At 64.1% G+C, this 23,001-nt stretch carries 22 protein-coding genes, 2 tRNA genes and 1 pseudogene; 15 read left to right on the plus strand and 10 right to left on the minus strand.

All coding sequences use genetic code 11. The annotated features are described in order from the left end of the window. The first annotated feature begins 36 nt into the window (after window positions 1-36). Window positions 37-360, plus strand: a complete 324-nt coding sequence (trxA, locus tag IFT87_RS13635; protein ID WP_031393340.1) for a thioredoxin TrxA — start codon at window positions 37-39, stop codon at window positions 358-360. 60 nt (window positions 361-420) lie between these two features. Here the strand turns inward: trxA and argJ are convergent, their stop codons facing one another. Beyond that, on the minus strand, window positions 421-1,641 hold the full coding sequence (gene argJ, locus IFT87_RS13640; RefSeq protein WP_037528444.1) for a bifunctional glutamate N-acetyltransferase/amino-acid acetyltransferase ArgJ: 1,221 nt from the start codon (window positions 1,639-1,641) through the stop codon (window positions 421-423). 258 nt (window positions 1,642-1,899) lie between these two features. Between argJ and IFT87_RS13645 the strand changes: the two genes are divergently transcribed. After that, window positions 1,900-2,151, plus strand: coding sequence for a hypothetical protein (locus IFT87_RS13645; RefSeq protein ID WP_037528446.1), 252 nt, complete (start codon window positions 1,900-1,902; stop codon window positions 2,149-2,151). Between the two features lie 97 nt (window positions 2,152-2,248). Continuing rightward, on the plus strand, window positions 2,249-4,987 hold the full coding sequence (gene secA, locus IFT87_RS13650) for a preprotein translocase subunit SecA (RefSeq protein WP_192008927.1): 2,739 nt from the start codon (window positions 2,249-2,251) through the stop codon (window positions 4,985-4,987). Window positions 4,988-5,126: 139 nt separating this feature from the next. Here secA and IFT87_RS13655 read toward each other — a convergent pair whose 3' ends face one another. The 3 genes from IFT87_RS13655 to IFT87_RS13665 all read right to left on the minus strand — a co-directional run bounded on the left by IFT87_RS13655 (window position 5,127) and on the right by IFT87_RS13665 (window position 6,659). Next, window positions 5,127-5,747 carry a CC0125/CC1285 family lipoprotein gene (locus IFT87_RS13655; RefSeq protein ID WP_183937588.1) on the minus strand — a complete coding sequence of 207 codons (621 nt, stop codon included), beginning with the start codon at window positions 5,745-5,747 and terminating at the stop codon, window positions 5,127-5,129. Window positions 5,748-5,900: 153 nt separating this feature from the next. Then, complete coding sequence (locus IFT87_RS13660) at window positions 5,901-6,317, minus strand: secondary thiamine-phosphate synthase enzyme YjbQ (RefSeq protein ID WP_031439041.1); 417 nt, start codon at window positions 6,315-6,317, stop codon at window positions 5,901-5,903. A 48-nt stretch (window positions 6,318-6,365) separates the two neighbouring features. Further along, window positions 6,366-6,659 (minus strand): hypothetical protein, encoded by a 294-nt coding sequence (locus IFT87_RS13665; protein ID WP_042466279.1) that lies wholly within the window; start codon window positions 6,657-6,659, stop codon window positions 6,366-6,368. Window positions 6,660-6,903: 244 nt separating this feature from the next. Here IFT87_RS13665 and IFT87_RS13670 point away from each other — a divergent pair, with 244 nt between their 5' ends. Continuing rightward, window positions 6,904-7,107: a hypothetical protein gene (locus IFT87_RS13670; protein ID WP_031439040.1), complete on the plus strand. Its 204-nt coding sequence runs from the start codon at window positions 6,904-6,906 to the stop codon at window positions 7,105-7,107. A gap of 18 nt (window positions 7,108-7,125) precedes the next feature. On the opposite strand, the gene IFT87_RS13675 is transcribed toward IFT87_RS13670, so the two are convergent. The 3 genes from IFT87_RS13675 to IFT87_RS13685 form a co-directional block, all read right to left on the minus strand. Beyond that, a complete protein-coding gene (locus IFT87_RS13675) occupies window positions 7,126-7,452 on the minus strand; it encodes a hypothetical protein (RefSeq protein WP_192008928.1) in 327 nt (108 codons plus the stop codon). A gap of 296 nt (window positions 7,453-7,748) precedes the next feature. Next, on the minus strand, window positions 7,749-9,485 hold the full coding sequence (locus IFT87_RS13680) for a flotillin family protein (RefSeq protein ID WP_244180761.1): 1,737 nt from the start codon (window positions 9,483-9,485) through the stop codon (window positions 7,749-7,751). Between the two features lie 26 nt (window positions 9,486-9,511). Next, window positions 9,512-10,129 carry an OB-fold-containig protein gene (locus IFT87_RS13685; RefSeq protein WP_037528451.1) on the minus strand — a complete coding sequence of 206 codons (618 nt, stop codon included), beginning with the start codon at window positions 10,127-10,129 and terminating at the stop codon, window positions 9,512-9,514. A 401-nt stretch (window positions 10,130-10,530) separates the two neighbouring features. Here IFT87_RS13685 and IFT87_RS13690 point away from each other — a divergent pair, with 401 nt between their 5' ends. Both IFT87_RS13690 and IFT87_RS21040 read left to right on the plus strand, forming a co-directional pair. Next, window positions 10,531-10,875 (plus strand): hypothetical protein, encoded by a 345-nt coding sequence (locus IFT87_RS13690; protein WP_192008930.1) that lies wholly within the window; start codon window positions 10,531-10,533, stop codon window positions 10,873-10,875. Further along, window positions 10,869-11,791: pseudogene (locus IFT87_RS21040) on the plus strand (DUF4153 domain-containing protein). Before IFT87_RS13690 ends, IFT87_RS21040 begins: the two are co-directional and overlap by 7 nt. A gap of 240 nt (window positions 11,792-12,031) precedes the next feature. Here the strand turns inward: IFT87_RS21040 and IFT87_RS13705 are convergent. Continuing rightward, a tRNA-Ala gene (locus IFT87_RS13705) sits at window positions 12,032-12,107 on the minus strand. A 282-nt stretch (window positions 12,108-12,389) separates the two neighbouring features. On the opposite strand from IFT87_RS13705, the gene IFT87_RS13710 reads away from it, so the two are divergent. Next, on the plus strand, window positions 12,390-13,391 hold the full coding sequence (locus IFT87_RS13710) for an NADP-dependent oxidoreductase (RefSeq protein WP_084215041.1): 1,002 nt from the start codon (window positions 12,390-12,392) through the stop codon (window positions 13,389-13,391). A gap of 41 nt (window positions 13,392-13,432) precedes the next feature. On the opposite strand, the gene ypfJ is transcribed toward IFT87_RS13710, so the two are convergent. Beyond that, complete coding sequence (gene ypfJ / locus IFT87_RS13715; RefSeq protein WP_037528455.1) at window positions 13,433-14,368, minus strand: KPN_02809 family neutral zinc metallopeptidase; 936 nt, start codon at window positions 14,366-14,368, stop codon at window positions 13,433-13,435. A 169-nt stretch (window positions 14,369-14,537) separates the two neighbouring features. On the opposite strand from ypfJ, the gene IFT87_RS13720 reads away from it, so the two are divergent. Next, on the plus strand, window positions 14,538-15,323 hold the full coding sequence (locus tag IFT87_RS13720; protein ID WP_192191128.1) for a 3-hydroxybutyrate dehydrogenase: 786 nt from the start codon (window positions 14,538-14,540) through the stop codon (window positions 15,321-15,323). Further along, window positions 15,320-16,024 carry a DUF4893 domain-containing protein gene (locus IFT87_RS13725; RefSeq protein WP_084215044.1) on the plus strand — a complete coding sequence of 235 codons (705 nt, stop codon included), beginning with the start codon at window positions 15,320-15,322 and terminating at the stop codon, window positions 16,022-16,024. The genes IFT87_RS13720 and IFT87_RS13725 overlap by 4 nt, the downstream gene beginning before the upstream one ends. Window positions 16,025-16,061: 37 nt before the next feature. Here the strand turns inward: IFT87_RS13725 and IFT87_RS13730 are convergent. Continuing rightward, window positions 16,062-16,138: transfer RNA gene (locus tag IFT87_RS13730), tRNA-Pro, on the minus strand. Window positions 16,139-16,412: 274 nt separating this feature from the next. Here IFT87_RS13730 and IFT87_RS13735 point away from each other — a divergent pair. The 6 genes from IFT87_RS13735 to IFT87_RS13760 all read left to right on the plus strand — a co-directional run bounded on the left by IFT87_RS13735 (window position 16,413) and on the right by IFT87_RS13760 (window position 22,950). Further along, entirely contained in the window at window positions 16,413-17,399 is a 987-nt protein-coding gene (locus IFT87_RS13735; protein ID WP_128082085.1) for a lytic murein transglycosylase, read from the plus strand. A 166-nt stretch (window positions 17,400-17,565) separates the two neighbouring features. Next, the gene (locus IFT87_RS13740; RefSeq protein WP_192191130.1) at window positions 17,566-18,735 is read left to right on the plus strand and encodes a D-alanyl-D-alanine carboxypeptidase family protein; all 1,170 of its coding nucleotides are present in this window, start codon (window positions 17,566-17,568) and stop codon (window positions 18,733-18,735) included. Between the two features lie 52 nt (window positions 18,736-18,787). Next, window positions 18,788-19,765 carry an AAA family ATPase gene (locus IFT87_RS13745; protein ID WP_031439029.1) on the plus strand — a complete coding sequence of 326 codons (978 nt, stop codon included), beginning with the start codon at window positions 18,788-18,790 and terminating at the stop codon, window positions 19,763-19,765. Window positions 19,766-19,820: 55 nt separating this feature from the next. Continuing rightward, window positions 19,821-21,383: a methionine--tRNA ligase gene (gene metG / locus IFT87_RS13750; RefSeq protein ID WP_192008936.1), complete on the plus strand. Its 1,563-nt coding sequence runs from the start codon at window positions 19,821-19,823 to the stop codon at window positions 21,381-21,383. Further along, window positions 21,383-22,189: a TatD family hydrolase gene (locus IFT87_RS13755; RefSeq protein ID WP_031439027.1), complete on the plus strand. Its 807-nt coding sequence runs from the start codon at window positions 21,383-21,385 to the stop codon at window positions 22,187-22,189. Before metG ends, IFT87_RS13755 begins: the two co-directional genes overlap by 1 nt. After that, a complete protein-coding gene (locus IFT87_RS13760) occupies window positions 22,186-22,950 on the plus strand; it encodes an MBL fold metallo-hydrolase (protein ID WP_037528460.1) in 765 nt (254 codons plus the stop codon). The genes IFT87_RS13755 and IFT87_RS13760 overlap by 4 nt, the downstream gene beginning before the upstream one ends. Window positions 22,951-23,001: the final 51 nt, after the last annotated feature.

Genomic DNA, 23,001 nt, shown 5'->3' on the forward strand with positions numbered 1-23,001 from the left:
AACCCTAGATTACGGTATAACGAAGGAGATATTTCAGTGGCGACCAAGCAGATCACCGATGCGAGCTTCAATGCCGACGTGCTGAACGCCGACGGCCCCGTGCTCGTCGATTTCTGGGCCGAATGGTGCGGGCCGTGCAAGATGATCGGGCCGAGCCTCGAGGAGCTGTCCGAGGAACTGGGCGAGAAGGTGACGATCGCCAAGCTCAACATCGATGAGAACCCCGATGCGCCGGGTCAGTATGGCGTGCGCGGAATCCCGACGATGATCCTGTTCAAGGGCGGCGCCCCGGCAGCGACAAAGGTCGGTGCGGCTCCCAAGGGTCAGCTCAAGGCGTGGCTCGAGGGCGAACTCGCCTAAGACGGTACGCGCCGCTACCGCCACCTCAGCCTTTTTTGGAGGTGGCGGCTAGAGGTGAGCTCAGCTTCGATAGTCGGCGTTGATCGAGATATAGCCGTGCGTCAGGTCGCAGGTCCACACCGTGGCCGCACCGTCGCCCAGCGCTAGATCGACGCCGATCTCGATGTCCTGCCCCTTCAGATGATCCGCAACGGGCGCCTCGTCATAGCCGCTGAGCGCGAGCCCGCCCTCAGCCACTTGCGTATTGCCGAACCGGATCGACAATGTGTCGCGGTCGGCAGGCTCTCCCGCCTTGCCGACGGCCATCACGACACGACCCCAATTGGCGTCCTCGCCGGCGACCGCCGTCTTGACCAAAGGCGAGTTGGCGATGCTCATTGCGATGCGGTGGGCGCTGCGGTCGCTGTCCGCACCGGTCACCTGGATCTCGATCAGCTTCTGCGCGCCTTCGCCGTCGCGGACAACGAGCAGGGCGAGCTGATGGCACAGATCGGCCAGCGCCGCGCGGAACGCGTCGGCGCCGATGCTGTCGTCGTCGCTGAGCGGGGCGTTGCCCGCCTTGCCCGTCGCGAATGCGAGGACCGTGTCGCTGGTCGAGGTGTCGCTGTCGACGGTGATGCACGAGAAGCTCGGCGCATTGGCCTTGGACAGTGCGGCCTGGAGAAACGCGGGCTCGACCGCGGCATCCGTGAAGATGAAGCCGAGCATCGTCGCCATGTCCGGCGCGATCATCCCCGAACCCTTGATGATGCCGATCAAAGTGACGGTCCGATCGCCGATCACCGCGGTCGTCACCGCGCCCTTGGTAAATGTATCGGTGGTCATGATCGTCGCGGCGGCGTCCTCCCAGCCGCACGGTGCGGCGGCGAACGCGGCGTCGAGTCCTGCTTCGGCCTTGTCGATCGGCAACGGCACACCGATCACGCCAGTCGAGGCGACGAACACGTCCGAAGGCTGACAGCCAAGATGCGCTGCCGTGCGTGCGGCGATCGCCTCGACCGCTGCACGGCCACGCGCACCAGTAAAGGCGTTCGAATTGCCCGCATTGACGACCAGCGCGCGCGCCTGCCCAAGCGTCAGCGCCGCACGGCACCACTCGACCTCGGGCGACGGACATTTGCTCTGCGTAAGGACGCCCGCAACGACCGTCCCCGGATCGAGCGTCACGAACGTCAGGTCGCACCGGTCCCAGGCCTTGTAGCCGGCACGCGCGACATGCGGCACGACCCCGTCGATCAAAGGGGCGGCGGGGAAGGGCAAGGCGAGCGGCGAGATCTGCATCCGGCCTTCATAGTCGCTGCGGTCCGGCCCGCAAGATCGCGGGTCGCGTCTGACAGCCGCCCGTCGACCGGTGTCCCGTGCGGTTGGGGGCTATCGCATGACATCTGCGCGCGTCGACGGTCGACGAGCGTCCGTCAGGGTCGTCGTTCCTACGCACCACGCCGTCCCCTTACGGATCGAGCGTCCGCGCGTTCGCCGGGTGCTTCCGTCCGACGAATGGTAGATTTTACGCGCAAGCTCGCATACAGCCGGTCTCGCATGAACCTGCTGCTTCTCCTTTCTGCCCTCCTGTCCGCGCTGACCGGCGCGGTGCCGGGTGTGCGTGGGCAGTCCGCACAGGCAGTGGCGCAGGGCAGCATTTGCGCGCAGACCGCGGCGGTGGCGGTGGCAAAGGTCGCGGTACGACCGGTCGCCGCGCTCGCCTCGCTCGACGACGTTGCCACCTCGGCGACGCTGCCCGTCGTCGCGATCATCACGGCCCCTATCTGGGTAGACCGTCGGCGCGAATAGCGCCGCGCGCCTGATCTCTCGGCCTGCGGGCCACTTCTCCTCTTTGCGCGTGCGTGCCTCCGCGTGCCGTCGCGCCCTATAATCAGGAAATCAGCCCATGTTCGGTGGCTTTGCCAAATCGCTGTTCGGGTCGTCCAACGACCGCTACGTCAAGTCGCTCAACCCGATCCTCGCGAAGATCGCCTCGTTCGAGCCTTCGCTCGTCGCGATGTCGGACGAGGAATTGTCCGGGCAGACCGCGAAGTTCCGTGCCCGACTCGCTTACGGCGAGAAGCTCGACGACTTGCTTCCAGAGGCATTTGCCACGGTGCGCGAGGCGGCCAAGCGCGTGCTTGGCCAGCGGCATTACGACGTGCAGATGGTCGGCGGCATCGTCCTTCACCGCGGCGAGATCGCCGAGATGCGTACCGGCGAGGGCAAGACGCTCGTCGCGACGCTCGCGACCTATTTGAACGCGCTGCCGGGCGACGGCGTCCACGTCGTCACGGTCAACGACTATCTCGCCGCGCGCGACGCGGAGTGGATGGGGCAGGTCTATACCTTCCTTGGCATGACGATCGGCGTGATCGTGCCGAACCTGTCGGACGAGGAGCGTCGCGCCGCCTATGCCGCCGACATCACCTACGGAACGAACAACGAGTTCGGCTTCGACTATCTGCGCGACAACATGAAGTACGAGCGCAGTTCGATGGTGCAGCGCCGCTTCAACTTCGCGGTGGTCGACGAGGTCGATTCGGTCCTGATCGACGAAGCGCGTACGCCGCTGATCATCTCGGGGCCGACCGACGACAAATCCGAGCTGTATATCCAGGTCGATGCGGTCGTGAAGCAGCTCGTCCCCGGTGACTATGACAAGGACGAAAAGCAGAAGACGATCATCCTCACCGAGGACGGCACCGAGAAGGTCGAGCGGATGCTCGAGGCGGCAGGGCTGCTCGAAGGCGCCAACCTATACGATTTCGAGAACACGCAGGTCGTCCACCACCTCAATCAGGCGCTGCGCGCGATCGTGATGTTCAAGTCGGACATCGATTACATCGTCAAGGACGGTAAGGTCATCATCATCGACGAGTTCACCGGTCGCATGATGGACGGCCGGCGCTGGTCGGACGGCCTTCACCAGGCGGTCGAGGCCAAGGAAGGCGTCCAGATCGAGCCCGAGAACCAGACGATGGCCTCGATCACGTTCCAGAACTATTTCCGCATGTACCCCAAGATCGGCGGCATGACCGGTACGGCGGCGACCGAGGCGGCCGAGTTCTACGACATCTACAAGATCAACGTCGTCAGCATCCCGACCAACGTCACGGTCAAGCGCGTCGACGAGGAAGACGAGTTCTACAAGGACACCAAGGACAAGTTCGCGGCGATCGCCAAGAAGATCAAGCATCACGCCGATCTCGGCCAGCCCGTGCTCGTCGGCACGGTATCGATCGAGAAGTCCGAACTGCTGAGCGAGTTCCTCGTCGGCGAGGCGGTCGAGCACAAGGTGCTGAACGCGCGCTTCCACGAGATGGAGGCGCACATCGTCGCGCAGGCCGGACGCAAGTCCGCCGTGACGATCGCGACCAACATGGCGGGCCGCGGCACCGACATCAAACTGGGCGGCAATCTCGAATTCCGCATGCTCGACGAGCATCCCGATCTGGTCGAGGGCACGCCCGAATATGCCGCCGAGGCGGCGCGGATCGAGACCGAGATCGAGGCCGAGAAGCAGGCGGTGCTCGCCGCGGGCGGCCTGTTCGTGCTCGGTACCGAGCGCCACGAGAGCCGGCGCATCGACAACCAGCTGCGCGGGCGCTCGGGTCGTCAGGGCGATCCCGGCCTGTCGCGCTTCTATCTGAGCCTCGACGACGATCTGCTGCGGATCTTCGGGCCGGACACGCTGTTCGCCAAGATGATGCGCAACAATATCGAGGATGGCGAGGCGATCGGGAGCAAGTGGCTGTCGAAGGCGATCGAGACCGCGCAGAAGAAGGTCGAGGCGCGCAACTACGACATCCGCAAGCAGGTCGTCGAATATGACGACGTGATGAACGAGCAGCGCAAGGTCATCTACGAGCAGCGCGCGGACATCATGGATGCCGACACCGTCGGCGACGTGGTGACGGACATGCGTGCGGAGACGGTCAACGTCATCGTCGGTGAAGCGTGCCCGCCCAATTCCTATCCGGAACAGTGGGACATTGCGGGGATGAAGACGCGGCTTGCCGAGGTGCTCAACCTCGAGCCGCAGATCGAGGCGTGGCTGCTCGAAGAGGCGATCGATCCCGAGATCGTCGAGGAACGCATCCGTGCAATGGCGGACGAGGCGATCGCGACGAAATCCGCAGACCTCGACACTGAGACGTGGACGTCGGTCGAGAAGTCGATCCTGCTGCAGAATCTCGACCATCACTGGAAGGAGCATCTGGCGACGCTCGACGCGCTGCGCCAGGTCGTCCATCTGCGCGCCTATGCGCAGAAGACGCCGATCAACGAGTATAAGCAGGAGGCGTTCTCGCTATTCCAGCGGATGCTCGAGACGATCCGCGAGGACGTGACCAAGACGATCGCGCATGCGCAGTTCCAGATCCAGGCGCCGGTCGGCCTGCCCGAGCTGCCCGATTTCATCACGACACACTTTGATCCGTTCACCGGCGAGGACAATTCCTACGATCGCGACGCGGGGACCATGGGGCACATTACCTCGCAGCTCCCGCCGATGCAGATCCCACAGCCCCAGGCCGCGGATATCGGCGAGGATCCGGCGAACTGGGAAGGCGTGGTCAGCCGCAACGCGCCATGCCCGTGCGGGTCGGGGCGCAAATACAAGCAGTGCCACGGCGCGGTCTGAACGCTGCTGTCTCGGGTCGGCCGTTTGGCGACCGTGCCCCGATGGCAGCATAGCAGGCAATAAAAAGCCGGGCCGTCCCAGGGGGACGGTCCGGCTTTTGCTTGTGTGCGTGGTTGCGGCGGTGCGGCCGCGACGCCGCTTACTTCGGCAGGATGACGCTCGGCCCGATATTGTCGACGACCTGCTTGGCATTGAACGCACGGATGTTGTCGCGCGGGATCGGCCCCTTGCGCATCACGATCTCGGCCGTCGCTTCGTAGCGGTCGATCGTGCGGACGTCGAAGTCGTTGCCCCATGGGCCGCCGAAACCGCCGCCGCCAAAGCCACCGAAGCCGCCACCGATATAGGGATCCCAACTCCGCCAGCCGAAGCCGCGGCCGCGATAGCGCCACGACGGGCCCCAATAGCCGCCAAAACCGCCATAACCAAACCCACCGCCAATTCCGGGAGTCGAATAGGTGCGCGACTGAAGATTGGTGTCTCGGTCCGCCATCAGGAAATAGTCATATCCCTGCTGGAGCGTGAGTTCCGCCGCGCGGAAGAAGAGATAGCGTTCGACGGTGTCGCGCGAGGTGACGCTGTTTCCCGCGAAGCTGACGAGGAAGCGGTTATCCTCGATCCGGCGATCGCTATAGCCGGTACGGTTGAACCCCTGGCCAGTGGCCGGGCGGTAGGTGGTTTCGGTCGCACAACCCGCGACCAGCAACGTGCTCGTGGCGAGAGCTGCCAGCAGGACCTTGCGACCAGGCATGATGAACATGATTGTCGTCTCCGTTCGCGGCGAATGCGGCGAAACGCCTTACATTAGCCTTCAGTGGTGGAACGGTTGATGAACGGGATTGGTCCACGGGTCCATGACGCTGGATGAATAAACCGCGTGGCGCGGTCATAGGCCGTCGTCCGCGCCGCAGGGTCATTCCCCGATCAGATGAAGCGCCAGCGAGCGACCATGAGGACGACGGCGATGCTCGAACAAGTAGATTCCCTGCCACGTGCCGAGCGCGAGCGTGGCGTCGATCACTGGGATCGACAATTGTACCTGCGTGAGAGCGGCGCGCAAATGCGCGGGCATGTCGTCGGGCCCTTCGTCGTCGTGCAGATACGAACTTGATTCCGGTGCGATGCGCTCGAAATAAGCCTCGATATCCGTTCGGACCTCGGGCGCGGCATTTTCCTGGATGAGCAGCGATGCGGAGGTATGGCGACAAAACACCGTCAATAACCCGGATTGCATCGCCTGCGCATCGACCCAGCGCCGGATCGGGGCGGTAATGTCGACCAGCCCCTGCCGGCGGGTATCGATCGTGATCTGGGTCGTGGACTGCCGCATCGCTGCGTTCCTATGTAACTGCCTAGCCGGTCAGGTCCGTGACAATGCTCAACGCCTGTCGGCACGGCCTTGGTCGCTATCGGCATCCGCCGGGACGTCGCGACCCAAATTGATCTCGTCATAGAGTTTGAGAAGATCGCTGACCTCCGCGATGACGGTTTCCTGCTCGGCGCGCCAGCGTGCCGTCGCGTCGTGCGTCGGCGTGCCGCACTTGCCATCGTGAAGCGTGAAACCTTGATCGATCAACCAGATGGTATCCGCCGCACGGGCCCGCTGCCGCCGCAGATGGAATACCCATTGTTCGATGACGCCGGAAGGAACGAGTCTGTCGATTTCACCCATGGTCGGCGCCTACCCGACCTGCGTCGTGATTGTACAGCAGACGTTGCCGATGGTCCCGAATGCCGGAATCTCGACCCGGGAAACGGGTCTTGTGGAAGGCTGGAAAGTTCCGCCGGTTTTCGCCAAAACGCCTCGATTCAGCACGCTTTCGGGAACCGCTCACGACCAAGCGTGTTGAAAAGGTGGTAAAAAGCGTGTGTATTTTGGCTGCCATCCTGTCACCGGAACCCGATCAATGCCTGTTATGTCCCACCGACCCGAGCGCGACCAGCCCTCGTTTCACCGCGTCGATCAGTCTCCGCCACGCCTGTCGGACCGCTATGGTGCGGACAGGCTTGACGCCCTTTACCGGCGTGCCGCAGCCGATCGTGACCGGTTTCGCCAGCAGCAGTTGATCGCGATGCAGCCAAGCCTGCTCGAACGACTGCTCGGCAAGTTCCGCCGCTAGGAAGGGGTCAATCGACTGCTACACGCCGACCGGGAAGGTCGTCGCATGGCGCAATCCTTGAATTTCCGCCCAGGTGATGGGCCGGTCGCGACCGACGCATTCTATGATCAATGCGTCGGCATCCTCGGCGGCAAGTTCGTCCGCCGCCTTTATCATGTCCTCTAGCGAGCCCGAAGCGATCTGCTCGTCCGCGACCGGCGCCGCGTCCTCGCCGTCGACAGGGCTTTCGGCAACCCCACGTCGGAGCAGTTTTGCCGGCATTTTCCACATTGTCTTGAACACGTTTACGCTCCAGCCCCCTGGCACGGCCGCGATGCCGCAGGTTGCCCTAATGGTCCAGACCATCGCCGCACGCCTGCGCCGATCGCAGCATCCCACGCGACGAATCGCACGATCCGTCCGATACGGGCGAGTTTGGCGTTGTCATTGCAGACTGGGTCGAACAGCACGTCTCGAACGGCACCCGCGGTAGAGCGCAAGGCCGATGGGGTAATGTTGCCAATGGGCCGTCGATCGCGCCTGGACGCAGGGCAGGGGCGGACCCGGTCCTTACACTCAGGGCGTTTCTGGCGAAGATCTGCGCTCCGTCTTCTTCGAAGCGCAGATCGATTTTCAAGGGCTGGGCCTTCGAGTGCCTCCGATCAGGCCGGCGGGTTGCCCGTCCCACCATTAAGTGAAGCGGAATGTTTGTGGGCATCGTTGGAGGAGGCTCGGGCAGGCGCCGCATCCGCGCTGCTCCCGGCGAGCATGCCGTTCAACGAACTGCCGGTCATGCCGAGTTCCGCCATCAGGCCATCGATGAGCGGGCCGCCGACGCGGTAGCGCATAGCGGCTGCGACCGCAGCGTCGGCGAGGTTGCCTTGGCCGCCCCCGGAGGCGCCATCGCTGCCACTGTCACCGTGCAGGCCCCGCGCATCCAGGATGCTGATCTTGTCGATGTTCTCCATCGGCTTGCTCGCCGCAGCGATAATCGCGGGCAACGCTTCTAGCATTGCGCGGCGGATCAGCAGTGCGGTTTGCGAGTCACTCAGCAAGTTGGTCGCCTCGTTCAACGACGCCTGACCTGCCGCGTCGACCTTGAAGGCCGCCTCGCGCCCTTCCGCGCGCGCCTTCTCTGCATCTGCTTCGGCGGTTGCTTCAGTACGCAGGGCGCTCGCACGAGCTTCCGCGGCTTCCTTTTCGGCCGTTGCAGCAACGGTGATGCCAACGGCTTCTTCCTGCGCGCGCTGGGTGGCGGCAATCACGGCGACGTTCTTGTTGCGGTTGGCGATCTCGGTCGCCTTGGCCGTCGCCACACTTTCCTCGGCGCGGACGGCGAGCGCGCGCGCCTCGTTGGCTGCAGCGGTGGCGGTCGATTCCTCTTCCGACTTCTGCGCGGTCTGCACCGCTGTTGTGATGCGTGCGATCTCGATCGTCCTGTCGCGCTCGATCGTCGCGGTCTGGATCGCGCCGTCACGCGCAATCGTGGCGGTCTGGATCACCTTGTCGGCTTCGGTCTGCGCGACGGTCTGCGCCTGGCCCGCGGTGATGCGGGCGATCTCGGCGAGGCGGGTCTGCTCGGCCTCGGCGGTGGCAATCGCGGTGGCCTGTTCCGCACGGCGCGCGGACAGCGTCTGCTCCTGTGTCAGGCGCGCCTGTTCGGCGGCCTGCGCGATCTCGAGCGACTGGTTGTTGGCGTCGAGGTTGCGCTGCTCGATCTCGACGCGGTTGGTCGCGACGATGTCGTTGCGGATCTTCTTGCGCTCCTCGATCGTCCGCGTGAGCACGGTCAGCCCCTCGGCGTCGAACGCGTTGTTCTCGTTGAAATGCTCGAACGCGGTCTGGTCGAAGTGCGTGATGCTAACGGACTCGAGCTGGAACCCGTTCATGTCCAGGTCGGTCATCAGCGCCTCCTGCACCTTCTGGATGAAGTCGGCGCGGTTGGCGTGGAGGTGCTCCATCGTCATCGTCGCGGCCACCGATCGCAGCGCGGACACGAGCTTGCCGTCGAGCAGCGACTTCACCGCGTCGGGGCTGTTGACCGAATCGCCAAGCGTCTGCGCCGCGGCGGCGATCGATTCCGCGTCGGGCTTCACCTTGATGTGGAACAGCCCGACGACGTCGACGCGCAGCTTGTCGAGCGTGATCAGCGCGTCCTTGTTAAGGCGCGAGACCTCCAGCTTCACCGTCGTCAGGCGGACCTGCATCAACTCATGAAGCACCGGGATCACCATGATGCCGCCGTTGAGGACGACTTTTTCGCCGCCGAAACCGGTGCGGATCAGCGCAACATCCTTGGTCGCGCGCCGGTAGAGCCGAGTCAGAATGATGCCGATCACGACAAGCGCGAACAGCACGATACCGGCGTAGATAAGGACGTTCAGAAGCTGTGCGGGCATGAAACCCTCCCCGGTTATGATTGTGATCAGATCGACTGCAGGAGCGCGTTGGCGTCGGGCAGCGCGTAGAAGAGTTTGCCGTCGCGGCGGACGATCAGGGCGGTCTCGCCGGTGGCGATCACGTCGGCGTCGTCGTGCGGCTCGACCATGATGAAGTGCGCCTGACCATGCTGATCGACGATCTTTGCACGGGCCGGCGATCCGCGGCGGGCGGTGCCTTCGAGGATGGTGCCGCGGCGGCGGAGAAAGTCGTCAGTGGAGATCACGCTGGTTTCGAAGCCGGGCATGATCCGGGCAAGCCCGTTTGCGGCGAGGGTGTTGAGCAGGCTGCCAGCGACCAGCGCACCACCCGAGGCGAGACCCCAGTGCAGTGGGCCGCCGGTCAACGCGGTCGCACCTTGCTGAATGGCTATCCCGGTGAGCGTGAAGCAGCCGAGTAATGACGTCAGCCAGATCAGGATCGGCAGTTCGTGACCGAACCCGAGCCAATCGAGCACGCCACTATCGGTTTCGGCATAAACGTCCGCGTCGAGATCAAGATGGCCGAGCCCAAGGCCGATCGCCTCGATCAGCCCGATCCCGAACATTATAACGAACGCGATCGCAAACGGCGCGTAAGCGGTCGTCAGGAAGATCGCGAACATAAGCCGTAGCAATGTTGAGGGCGCTGCTTGTACATCGGCGAACTGGTAGCGGACAGACGACAACGCTTCGTTACGAAACGCCGGCCGATCCGGATTTTGAACTCCATGTGTCGATGCTCCCCGAACGGAGGCTAGCCCTGCGCCAAGACTTTCGCAACGCGCGCTGAGGACACCGCCCGGGTTTGGATTCATCATCTGCACAGGATCTGTACGACAAGTGAACGGATCGTACGCGGACATTGCGATCTGACGCTCACGGGACCGCTGCAAAGCAGAACCTCGACAGTCGGGGAGCGCGAAGATGAGTCGTCATGGAAGACTGATGGCCAAAATCGGCGCTGCCTTTCCTGGCGGAGATACCGATCGACGACGGCAATGGCGCGGTGGTTGGTGGGTTCGCTTTGGCCTGGATTACCGCCCTGTTCCTGACGCGACGGGGGATCTGGAAAGACGGATCGGCGCGACTGGTGTTGCTTTCCGGCGCCGGATTGGCGGTGGTACTCATCGACGATCCAAGCTTCCTCGGCTGGGTTCTGTTCTGGACGGCTGTCTCGCTTGCCGCACTCCTGCCGCGGCACGGGTTCGACGATGCGCTCGCCTGGGCGCGCAGGCTCGGCTGGCACGCGATATCCGCCGCCATTGCGCCGCTGAAGGATGCGGCGCGGGTGTCGATAGTCCGCCAGCGTCGAGGACTGCCCTCCAGCGCTTCCGCGCTATCGGGGCCGTCGCCGCGTTGCCTTTGGTAGGCGGCGCGACGTTCCTTGGGCTGTTCGCGAACGCCAACCCGCTGATCGGCTGGGCGTTTTCGCAAATCGTGCTGCCGGATCCGTGGGCGACGATCTGGCGCACGCTGTTCGGCCTCTGCGTGTTGATCACCATCTGGGCAAGCCTGCGGCCAAGTCCTTATACGACGGGTCCATCGCGTTTCGGCGATCGCTCGATCGGTACGGTGTTCGAGCCGGCGGTGGCGCAGCTGACTCTCTTACTCGTGACGTTCAATACGATCTTCGCGGTTGAGAATGGGCTCGACATTGTGTTCCTGTCGAGCGGCGCGGGAGTGCCCTCGGGCGTGACGATGGCGGACTATGCGCACCGTGGCACGTATTCGTTGATCGTAACGGCAGCGCTCGCCGGCGTATTCGTGTTGTTGGCATTCCGTCCGGGCAGTACAGCCGCGTCGCTTCCGCTGGTGCGGCGGCTGGTGACGGTCTGGCTCGTCCAGAACCTGCTGCTGGTCGCGTCGAGTGCATTGCGAACGCTCGATTATGTCGACGCCTACGGGATGACGGTGCTGCGACTGTCGGCACTTCATGGATGGGACTCGTGGCAACGGGCCTGGCGCTGATCGGCTGGCGATTGCTGGCCGATAGGTCGGCGGCGTGCCTGATCAACGCCAATGCGCTGGCGGCTGTGACTGCGTTGGTGACGGCGAGCGTTGTGGATCTTGGCGCGGTCGCGGCGGCTTGGAATGTTCGCACAGCGCTCGAAATGGGTAAGGCGGGGCCGCCGCTCGACCTCTGCTATGTGGGGCGGCTGGGGCCATCGTCGCTCGTCCAACTGGCAACGCTGGAGCAGCATGCACGCGAGCCGCGGCTGCGCGATCGTCTGACGTATCTGCGGTGGGAACGTCAGACCGAAACGGCAGATGCGCAGGCCGATTGACGTCTGTGGACCCCGCGCAACGCGCGACTGCTTGCGACCGTCCGCGGGATGTTCGGCACCAAGGCGCCGCGTTTGCGGTCTGCACCGGACGGACGGCGCTGTGACGGGCTGATTCTGCCGCCGCCCAGGATAGAGATTCTATCAGCGGCGCCGTCCGCTCCGGCACCGAACACGTTAGCGCCGGACACGCCCTCACTTGCCGCTTTATCAAAGACGGTGACAGTATCGAAAAGGTCGCGCTGGTGGAGCCGAGGGGAATCGAACCCCTGACCTCTGCAGTGCGATTGCAGCGCTCTCCCATCTGAGCTACGGCCCCGCGCGGTCCGGCGACGCCGGATATTGCGATATTAGCGATGGCGCCGCCGGCATGCAATCCACCGCCGCGCGCTCTCCCTCATGTTTTGAACACGGGACATTCATCCCGAACGTGGCTCGCACGGGCGCACCCGGCAACGGCCGGCGGAACTTCGATCAGGGCGCGGGCGATTGACGGGCAGGCTCGCTGCAGACATGCACGTAATCTGTGCCTCTGCCGCTTGGCGGGGGATCCGTTCTGCGCCATACCCGAGTCATGAAACCTCAACGACAGGAGTGAAGAATGTCCCGTGCATGGAGCCTGAAGACGCGTCCGCAAGGCATGCCTAAGCATACCGACTTTGAGATGATCGACGTTGCACAGTCCGAACTGGCCGATGGAGAGGTGCGCATCGCCAACCGCTGGCTCTCGGTCGATCCCTATATGCGCGGTCGCATGAACGACGTGAAAAGTTACACCCCGCCGTTCGAGCTGGGCAAGCCGATGCAGGGCGGTGCGATCGGCGAAGTTGTGGAAAGCCGGGCCGAGGGTCTGAAGGCGGGCGATCTCGTCCAGCATATGGCGGGATGGCGCGACGAAGCGACGCTGCCGGCAAACCAAGTTCAGAAGCTGCCGGAACTGGCGGTCGATCCGCAGGCGTTTTTGGGGCAGCTCGGCATGCCGGGCATGACCGCCTATTTTGGTTTGCTCGAGGTTGCAGCTGCCAAGTCCGGCGATACCGTCTTCGTTTCGGCCGCGGCGGGCGCGGTGGGGTCGACCGTCGTCCAGGTCGCCAAGGCGAAGGGCATGACGGTGATCGGTTCGGCAGGCGGCGCGGACAAATGCGCCTGGGTCAAGTCGCTCGGCGCTGATGCCGTGATCGACTACAAGTCCGGTACGCCGGTCGTGAAAGCTCTAGGCGAAGCTGTGGCCGCGCTCGGGTCGGGCGGCATCGACGTGTATTTCGATAATGTCGGTGGCGAACATCTCGATGCAGCTTTGGCGCACGCCAAGCTGCACGCCCGGTTCGCGATCTGTGGCATGATCGACGTCTACAACAGCGGCGCGGCGACTGAACTGCGCTATCTCGCAAGGCTGATCGGTAACCGTATCCAGATCCGCGGCTTCATCGTCAGCGATTTCATGGATCGGGCTGCGGAGTTCTACACGGACATGGGCGCCCTGCTGAAGGCGGGCACGTTGCAGCGGCAGGAAACCGTGCATGATGGCCTCGACGCGATGCCCGAAGCGTTCCTCGGTCTGTTTTCTGGTGGAAATACCGGAAAGATGCTCGTCAAGCTCTGAGCACTTAGCCCCCTCCCGGCAGTGCGGGAGGGGGCAGTTAATCAGATCGCGCCGGAGAAGGTGTCGCACACCTTCGGGTCTCCGCTGTCGAGACCACGACGAAGCCAGGTCTGACGCTGCGCCGAGGTGCCGTGCGTGAAGCTGTCCGGCACAACCCGGCCCTGAGCCTGCTTCTGAAGCGTGTCGTCGCCGATCGCCTGCGCAGCGGTCATGCCCTCCTCGATGTCACCAGGCTCGAGACGGTCGCGATTGGCAGCCGCCCAGACACCGGCGAAACAATCAGCTTGCAGCTCCAGGCGAACGGACAGCGCATTGCCCTCGCTCGATCCGGCGCGCTGCTGCGCGCGTGAAACCTGGCTCGACGTGCCGACCAGATTCTGGATGTGGTGGCCAAATTCATGCGCGATGACATAGTCCTGCGCAAAGTCGCCGCGCGCGCCGAACCGGTTGGCCAGCTCGTCGAAGAAGCTGGTGTCCAAGAAGATTCCGTTGTCGGTCGGGCAGTAGAAGGGGCCCATTGCCGCCTGTGCTGCGCCGCAGCCCGAACGGCCATTGTCGTCGAAGAAGCTGAGCTTGGGCGCCTGGAACTGTTCGCCGTTTTTCGCGAAGATCGCGGCCCAGGTCTTTTGCGCCGAACTGAAGGCGTTGCACGCGGCGCGTCGCTCGGGGTTCAGCGTGCAGATCGACTGCGCGTTGGTGCCGGAACCCTGTTCGCCGCCGCGGCCGGCCCCACCTTGCGCTATCTGCCCGGAGGGTGCGCTGGGCGCCGAGCCGCCACCCAGCATGCCACCGATATTGCCGAGGCCGCCGAACAGCGCCATCACGATCAACACGACGACGATGCCGCCGCACCCGAAACGGCTGCCGATCAGCGGCAGTAGGCCGAACAGAAGGCCGCCGCCTCCGCCGCCGCCCGAACCGCCGCCGCGGCCCTGATCCTCGACGTTGATGTTGGGGTCGAAATCATCGAGCCGCATGGTCTTAAGACTTTCATTCTGGAGTGGTAACGAAATGCATGGGACGATGCGGAGTTGCATCCGATTGGCTTGCCGGGTCTAATCGTATTCTGCCGACCTTTGGAAGGCATGACAAAGCGTTGTACGGCAGGCGGGGCGTTCTGGCCGCGTCAAAATGGGGGACGAGACAATGTTTCTGGCGGGCAGGACGGCGGTCATCACCGGATCCACATCGGGGATCGGTCTTGCCTATGCGCGGGCCTTTGCGGGGGAGGGGGCCTGTGTCGTTCTCAACGGCTTTGGTGACGCCGCGACGATCGAGGCGGAGCGTGCGGCGCTGAGTACAATCAGCGGCGCGACTGCGCTTTACGATGCCGCCGACATGACCCGCCCCGACGAGATCGCCGCACTGGTCGAGCGCGCGGTCGCGGAAACGGGGAATTGCGATATCGTCGTCAACAATGCGGGCATCCAGCATGTCGCGGGGATTGCGGATTTTCCCGTCGCGACCTTCGATAGGATCATCGCGATCAACATGGCGTCGGCCTGGCATATGATGCGGGCGGCGATTCCGCATATGCGGCGCCGAGGCTGGGGCCGGATCATCTCGACCGCGTCGGCGCATTCGCTGGTCGCTAGCCCGAACAAGTCGGCCTATGTCATGGCCAAGCATGCCATCGCCGGACTGACCAAGACGATCGCACTCGAAACCGCGACCGATAACATCACGGTCAACTGTATCTCGCCAGGCTATGTCTGGACGCCGCTGGTCGAGGATCAGATTCCGGACACGATGGCGGCACGCGGGATGACCCACGAGCAGGTCGTCAACGACATTCTGCTCGCCGCGCAGCCGACCAAGGCCTTCGTCACGCCGGAGCAGGTCGCAGCGCTCGCACTCTTCCTGTGCCGCGACGAGGCTAGCGCGATGACCGGCGCAAATCTGTCGATGGACGGCGGTTGGACGGCAGCATGACAGGTGTCGGCGGTACCCGTGCCGACGCGCGACGCGCGATCGGGGCGTTGGCGACATGCGTCTTGCTCGTCGCCTGCGGGGGCGGAAAACGGATCGCCAGCGCGCCGTCCCCCGAAGTCGAGCGAACCGATCCCACCGGACGAGGGGCAGGATGGCGCACGGCAGCGACGGTTGCCGACCGCGCAAGGCTGCGCGACTGGCGCGATGCGTGGATGGATGCGCTTGCGCAGATCCCGCAGCGTGAGATTGCCGCGGATCCTCAATTGTTCGATCCGGACCGGGCACTCCCCGATCCGTTGCCACCGATCGGCACCTATCGATGTCGCACGATCAAGCTCGGGGCGCCTGGAGCGGGCGCGTCACGCTTCATTGCCTATGGCTGGTTCTCGTGCCGCATCGAACAGCCAGCACGCACGGGGGGAGACGGGGACCTGACGTTCACGCGGCTGGGAGGATCGCAACGTCCGTCCGGGACGCTGTACCGCGAATCGCGGGCAGATTCGGCTCCGCGACCGCGTGCGATCTTCCTCGGCAGCATGGCGTTGGGCGACGAACAGCGTCCGATGCGCTACGGCACCGACGCAAATCGCGATCTGGCGGGTGTGATGGAGCGCATCGGTAACCGGCGCTGGCGGCTGATACTGCCTCGTCCGCGCTTCGAATCCCTGCTCGACATCGTCGAGATCATACCGATGGAATAATCCCGGACTATCGGGTTTGTCGCGATCAAGCGCAACATGGTCGGGGAGACAGGATTCGAACCTGCGACCCCCTGGTCCCAAACCAGGTGCGCTACCAGCCTGCGCCACTCCCCGACGCCGCAGCCCTTAGCGGGTGCGGTTGACGAAAGGCAAGCAGCTTCGTGTCGGCGGGCAGGGAAAGTCGTCACTGAAGGACGGGGCCGGCACCCGAACGATAGCCTCGGCGGAGAAGGGTAGCAGCGTAGCGGGCGGTCCACGCGTCGATGCGAGCCATGCTTGCGTCAGGACGAGGTTCCGATGCGGACGCCCCTATGGCAGAGCGGTCGGCATGTGGGCAAAATCTATCCTATCGAGTGCGTTGCGACGTGGCGCTTTGACCGTCGCGGCGATGACCGCGGTCACCACCCCCGCATGTGCGCAGGACGAGGCGGGGTTTCAGGCCTATCTCGGCCAGCTTCGTACGCAGGCGCTGGAGGCCGGAGTCACGGCGCGTACGGTGGACTCCGTCTTTCCCACGTTGACGCTGAACGAGCGTGTCATCGCGCTCGATCGTGCACAGCCGGGCGGCGGCACAAGCAGCGCCATTCCGGCCTTCGCGCCGTACAAGGCGCAGCATGTCGACGCGGCGCGGATCGGACGCGGTCGGGAAACCTATCGGGCGCAGCGGGGCAGGCTGCAGCGTATCGAGCGCGAAACAGGCGTGCCCGAATCGATCATGGTTGCGATCTGGGGGCATGAGACCAATTACGGCAGCTACACCGGAAATTTCGACATTCTGCGGTCGCTCGCGAGCCTCGCCTATGAGGGGCGTCGGCGATCGCTGTTTGCGGGCGAGTTCATTGCCGGCTTGAAGATCGTCGACCGGGGCATTTCCCGCGAACAACTCAAGGGTAGCTGGGCAGGCGCGATGGGCAATCCACAGTTTCTGCCGTCCATCTATCTACGACTGGCCCGTGACGGGGATGGTGACGGCCGCGCGGATATCTGGAACAGTCCGGCCGATACGCTGGCGTCGATCGGCAATTATTTTACCAATGCCGGCTGGCGCAGTGGCCAACCCTGGGGCGTCGCGGTCTCCGTGCCGCAGGGATTCGATCGGTCGCAGGTACGCAATCGGCTCGTGTCGCCGCGGTGCCCGCGCGTGTTCGAACGGCATAGCGGCTGGCGAACGATCGCCGAGTGGCGCGGTATGGGTGTGATGACGCAAGGCGCCTCGTGGCCGGCCGACAATGTCATGGCGACGCTGCTCGAACCCGACGGTTCAGGCGCCACGGCGTATCTGCTCACGAGCAATTACCGCGTGATCCTCGACTATAATTGTTCGAATTTTTATGCGCTGTCGGTGGGGCTGCTGGCGGATGCAGTCGAGCGCTAACCGGCGTGCCCGATAGACTCAAAGCCAAGCGTGACGCGGTTGCCAAGCGCGGCTATGACTTCGATAAGGTCCCGGCGGCGCCGCGAGCCTGCCTCCCATCGTGTTCCTCTTTGACGTAACGGATATCATGACGAAGCTGCCCATGAACACGCTGCCCTTTACTCAAATGGTCCGGCGCCGCATCGCCATCGCGCCGCTGGCAATGATCGCGCTTGCGACGCCGTCTATCGCCGCTGCGCCACAGTTCCAGACCAGCGCACCGATCGCCTATATGGAAGATCTGTCGTCGGGCGCGGTCCTGTTCGCACGGGATGCCGATCGCCGTATGCCGCCTGCGTCGATGGCGAAGATGATGACGGTCTATGTCGCGTTCGACATGCTCAAAAAAGGCGAGCTCAAGCTCGATCACATGGTCACCGTCCGGCCGGAGACCTGGGCAAAATGGCATGGTCCGTCAGCGGGTTCGACGATGTTCCTGTCGGCGAACGAGAGCGTCAGCGTGGCCAATCTGCTATATGGCATCGTGACATTGTCGGGCAACGACGCCTGCGTCGTTCTCGCGGAGTCGATCTCGGGTTCGGAGCCCGCCTTTACCGAGCGCATGAACCGCGTCGCGGCACAGCTCGGCCTCAAGGACAGTCATTTCGGGACGTCGAACGGGTGGCCAGACAACGGCGTGACCTATGTCACTGCGCATGATCTGGCCAAGCTGGCATCGGCGACGATCACCAACCATCCCCAACTCTACAAGCAATTTTATGCAAAGCGCGATTTCACCTGGGGCAAGACCATGGGCGGCAGCGCGATTACCCAGGCCAATCGTGATCCGCTGCTCGGCCGCGTCGCGGGTGCCGATGGGTTGAAGACCGGACATACCGAAGAAGCCGGATACGGATTCACCGGGTCGGCCGAGCAGAATGGTCGCCGTCTGGTATTGGTCGTCGCCGGCCTGAAGAGTTCGACAGAGCGCGCGAACGAGTCAGTACGGTTCATGGACTGGGGCTTCCGCGCGTGGCAGTCCAAGCCGATCGTAGCGAAGGGTCGGAAGGTCGAGGAGGCCAGCGTGCAGATGGGCGGCTCATCGAGCGTCGGCCTCATGGCGCCCAAGGCGCTGACCGTCACCGTGCCGGCGGGGACATCGCCGAACCTGAACGCCAAGGTCGTCTATCAGGGGCCGATCAAGGCGCCGATCAAGGCGGGCCAGCACATCGCGGATCTGGTCGTGTCGATGCCTGACGGGGTCGAGCAGCGTATGCCGCTGGTCGCGGAAAAGGACGTTGCCGAAGCCGGGTTCTTCGGGCGCGCTTGGTCTGGGCTTACCGGGCTGTTCGGTTGAGGCTCGGCGTGCCGGCGCGCGTGTGCACCGTTCGGGTGAGCCCGTCGCCGGCATGACCGACATAATCGGCAATGCCGCGGCGCAGTCCGCTTTCGCCGCGGCGATGCAAAGCGGCGCGCTTCACCATGCGTGGCTGTTCACCGGCCCGCAGGGCGTTGGCAAGGCAAGCTTCGCACGGCTGGCGGCGATGCGCATGCTGGCCGATGCGCGCGGCGGGTCGACCGAGCCGCGCGGGTTTGCCGTGCCGGCCGGCGACCCCACGCGCGCGCTGATCGAGGCGGGTTCGCACCCCGATTTCCGCCTGCTGACGCGTCTGCCCAAGGATCCTGAAAAGCCCGACCAGGATCTTGCGCGCAGTATAACGATCGCGCAGGTCCGCACGCTCCAGCCGCTCTTTGCGACGACGCCATCGATGAGCCCGCGCCGGGTCGTCATGATCGACGCGATCGACGATCTGGAGCGCGGCGGCAGCAATGCGTTGCTCAAGAACCTTGAGGAACCACCCGCCGGGACGATATTCCTCCTGGTCAGCCACGCGCCGGGACGGTTGTTGCCAACGATCCGGTCGCGGTGCCGGGTCTTGCGGTTCGAGGCACTGACGCCCGACGAGGTCGCGGTGACGTTGCGACTGGCGCAGCCGGACCTCGACCACGACGAGATATCTGCCCTCGTACGTGCGAGTGAGGGAGCGCCGGGCAGGGCGCTGCGCTACGCGGGTCTCGATATTGCGAGCCTCGACGAAGCGATTGCGCGGATCGCCGACGAAGGCGATCGCGATAACGGCCATCGTCTCCGGCTGGCGAAGTCCCTTGCTGGGAAGGCGTCGCAACCCCGCTATGAGGCGTTTCTCGATCGCGTGCCGGCGTTCATCGCCCACGCGGCGCGGGACCGTTCGGGCGCGCGGCTCAAGATCGCCCTCGACGCGCATGCTGCAGCGCGTGACCTGTCGGCCGCCGCCATTGGCCTGTCACTTGATGCGCAGGCGACCGTCTTCGAGCTGTCGGGAATCCTTGCGACACTGCGCACCTGATGAAGGCGGCGACATGGGCTTCACCTCCTTCGGGGGATGCTCTAGGAGCGCTGACATGGCCGACCCTTACTACATCACCACCGCAATCCATTATCCCAATGGCCGACCGCATATCGGCCATGCCTATGAAATGGTTGCAGCCGACGCGATCGCCCGCTTTCAGCGCCAGGCCGGACGCGACGTGCTGTTCCAGACCGGGACCGACGAACACGGCCTGAAGATGGTCCAGGCCGCCCGCGACCGCGGCGTCCCCGTTCGCGAGTTCGCGGATGAAATGTCGTCCTATTTCAGCGGGATGTCGGACCGTCTTGATATATCCTATGATCGGTTCATCCGGACCGTCGATAGCGATCATTACGCGGCGAGCCAGGCGATCTGGGAAGCGATGGCGGATGCCGGGGACCTTTATCTCGATCGTTATGAGGGCTGGTATTCGGTTCGCGACGAAGCCTTTTACGACGAGTCCGAACTGACGGGGGAGGGCGCCGATCGCCGGTCTCCGCAAGGCACGCCGGTCGAATGGACTGCCGAGGAAACCTGGTTCTTCCGCTTGTCGAAATATCAGCAGCCCTTGCTCGACCTCTACGCCGCGAACCCCGACTTCATCCGTCCTGAGAGCCGCCGCAACGAGGTCATGCGCTTTGTCGAAGGGGGCCTGTCCGACCTCTCGGTGTCGCGGACGAGCTTCGACTGGGGCGTGCCCGTGCCGGGAAGCCCGGGTCATGTCATGTATGTCTGGGTCGACGCGCTCACAAATTACCTCACGGGGACGGGCTATCCGAACACCAGAACGGACGACGCAAATCTGGCGCGATTCTGGCCGGCGGACCTTCACCTGATCGGCAAGGACATTGTCCGCTTCCATGCGGTCTTTTGGCCTGCTTTCCTGATGTCCGCGAACATCCCGCTCCCCAAAAGCGTCTTTGGCCACGGCTTTCTCCTGACCCGTGGCGAGAAGATGTCGAAGTCGGTTGGTAACGTCGTCGATCCGATGGAGCTGGCTGACGCGTTCGGCGTCGATGCCCTGCGCTATTTCTTCCTTCGCGACGTCAGCTTTGGGCAGGATGGCAGCTATTCGGCCGAGGCGATCGTGACGCGGGTCAACGCCGAGCTCGCGAACAGCTTCGGCAATCTGGCCCAGCGGACATTGTCGTTCATTGCCAAGAACCTGGACGGTGCATTGCCCATGGCGACGGCGATCGAGCCGGCCGACGCTGCGCTGCTCCAAGACGTCACCGCGGCCTGCGCCGCGTTCAGATCCGGCTTTGCAGACCTCGCTCTGTCGCATGCCATCGAGGCGTGGATGCGGGGCGTCTTTGCCTGCAACCAGTATATCGACGTCCAGGCGCCCTGGGCGTTGCGCAAGACCGACCCGGCACGGATGAACACGGTGCTGGCGACATTGGTGCGTGCGATCCGGATGCTCGCCATCACGATCCTTCCGGTCGTGCCGAGCGCAGCGGGCAAGGTCCTCGACCAGATCGGTGCAGAGGGCCGCGACCATGCCGCGCTTGCGGATGACGATTGGTATGATCGGCAGGCCTTAAGCGATTTCCGGATCGTCGCGCCGACCGGCGCGTTCCCACGGCTTGAGATGCCTGCGGAGACCGACGCCTGATGCTTGCAGACAGTCATTGCCACCTGAATTACCCCGGCTTGATCGAGGATCAGCAGGCGGTCCTCGATCGCGCGCGGGCGCGCGGTGTGACGGCGATGCTCAACATTTCGACGCGTGAAAGTGAATGGGATGCGGTGATCGCCACCGCGGACCGTGAGGCCGATGTATGGGCGACGGTCGGCATCCACCCAAATGAAGCCGATGCCCATCCCGCGATCGACGCGACGCGTTTGGTCGAGCGCGCACGTCACCCGCGGGTCGTGGGCCTGGGTGAGACCGGGCTCGATTATTACCGCGAGACCTCCGATCGTGCACGCCAGGCGCTGAGCTTCCGCGCGCATATCGACGCGGCGCGTGAAACCGGCCTGCCGATTGTCGTGCATACCCGCGATGCCGAAGAGGATACCGCGGCGATCCTGTCGGACGAGATGGGGAAGGGGGCCTATGGCGGCGTCATCCACTGTTTCACAGCGAGCGCAGCATTTGCCGACAAGGCACTGGAACTTGGCCTCTATATATCGCTGTCGGGGATCGTGACGTTCAAGAACGCGCGCGACCTTCAGGCGATCGCGGCACGCTTGCCGATCGAACGGCTGCTGATCGAAACCGACGCGCCTTTTCTTGCGCCCGTGCCCAATCGGGGCAAGACGGGGGAGCCCGGCTTTGTCGCCGACACCGCGCAGTTCGTGGCGGACCTGCGCGGCGTCTCCGTCGGCGAGTTGTCTCAGCGGACCGCCGAAAACTTCCATACTTTGTTCGCCAAGACGCGGCCCGGCGATACGCCGGTCGTGGCGCATCGCGCGTGAAGATCACGATCCTCGGCTCGGGGACGTCGTCCGGCGTTCCCCGGATCGGCAATGACTGGGGTGCCTGCGATCCCGCCGAACCGCGCAACCGACGTACGCGCGTCTCCGCGCTTGTTGAGCATGCCGGAACGCGGATCCTGATCGATACAGGGCCGGACATGCGCGAGCAGTTGCTTGCGGCGAACGTCTCCGAGGTTGATGCGGTCATCTGGACGCATGATCACGCTGATCACTGCCACGGCATTGATGACCTCAGACAGCTCTATCACGCAATGGGCACGCCCGTGATCGGCTTTGCCCGGCCCGCGACGCTCGCCGCGCTCGAGGATCGCTTCACCTATGCGTTCCGGGGCCGCAGCGGTTATCCGTCGACGATCACCGGGGCGGTCCTTCCGGACCGGCTGACGATCGGCGCGATCGACATTCGTGTTACCGATCAGCCGCACGGATCGATCCACGCCGCTGGGCTGCGCTTCGAGGCCGATGGCAAGGCAATCGGTTATGCGACCGATTTCAACATCATGACCGACGATATGGCCGCGCTGTATACCGGGCTGGACGTATGGGTGGTCGATGCACTGCGCCGTCGTCCACATCCGACGCATCCGCAACTTTCAGCCGTCTTGGGCTGGGTCGATGCGTTCAGGCCGGGGCGGACCGCGCTTATCCATATGGACAACAGCATGGACTATGTAGCGTTGAGGGCCGAACTGCCTGACACAGTGGAGCCGGGCTTTGATGGGCAGATCCTCGAGGCCTGACACATACCAACCCCAGAGCATTTTACATAATGTATATTATCGGATCGAGAG

It is taken from the genome of Sphingomonas sp. CFBP 8765, from assembly GCF_014841445.1.
Lineage (GTDB): Bacteria > Pseudomonadota > Alphaproteobacteria > Sphingomonadales > Sphingomonadaceae > Sphingomonas > Sphingomonas aerolata.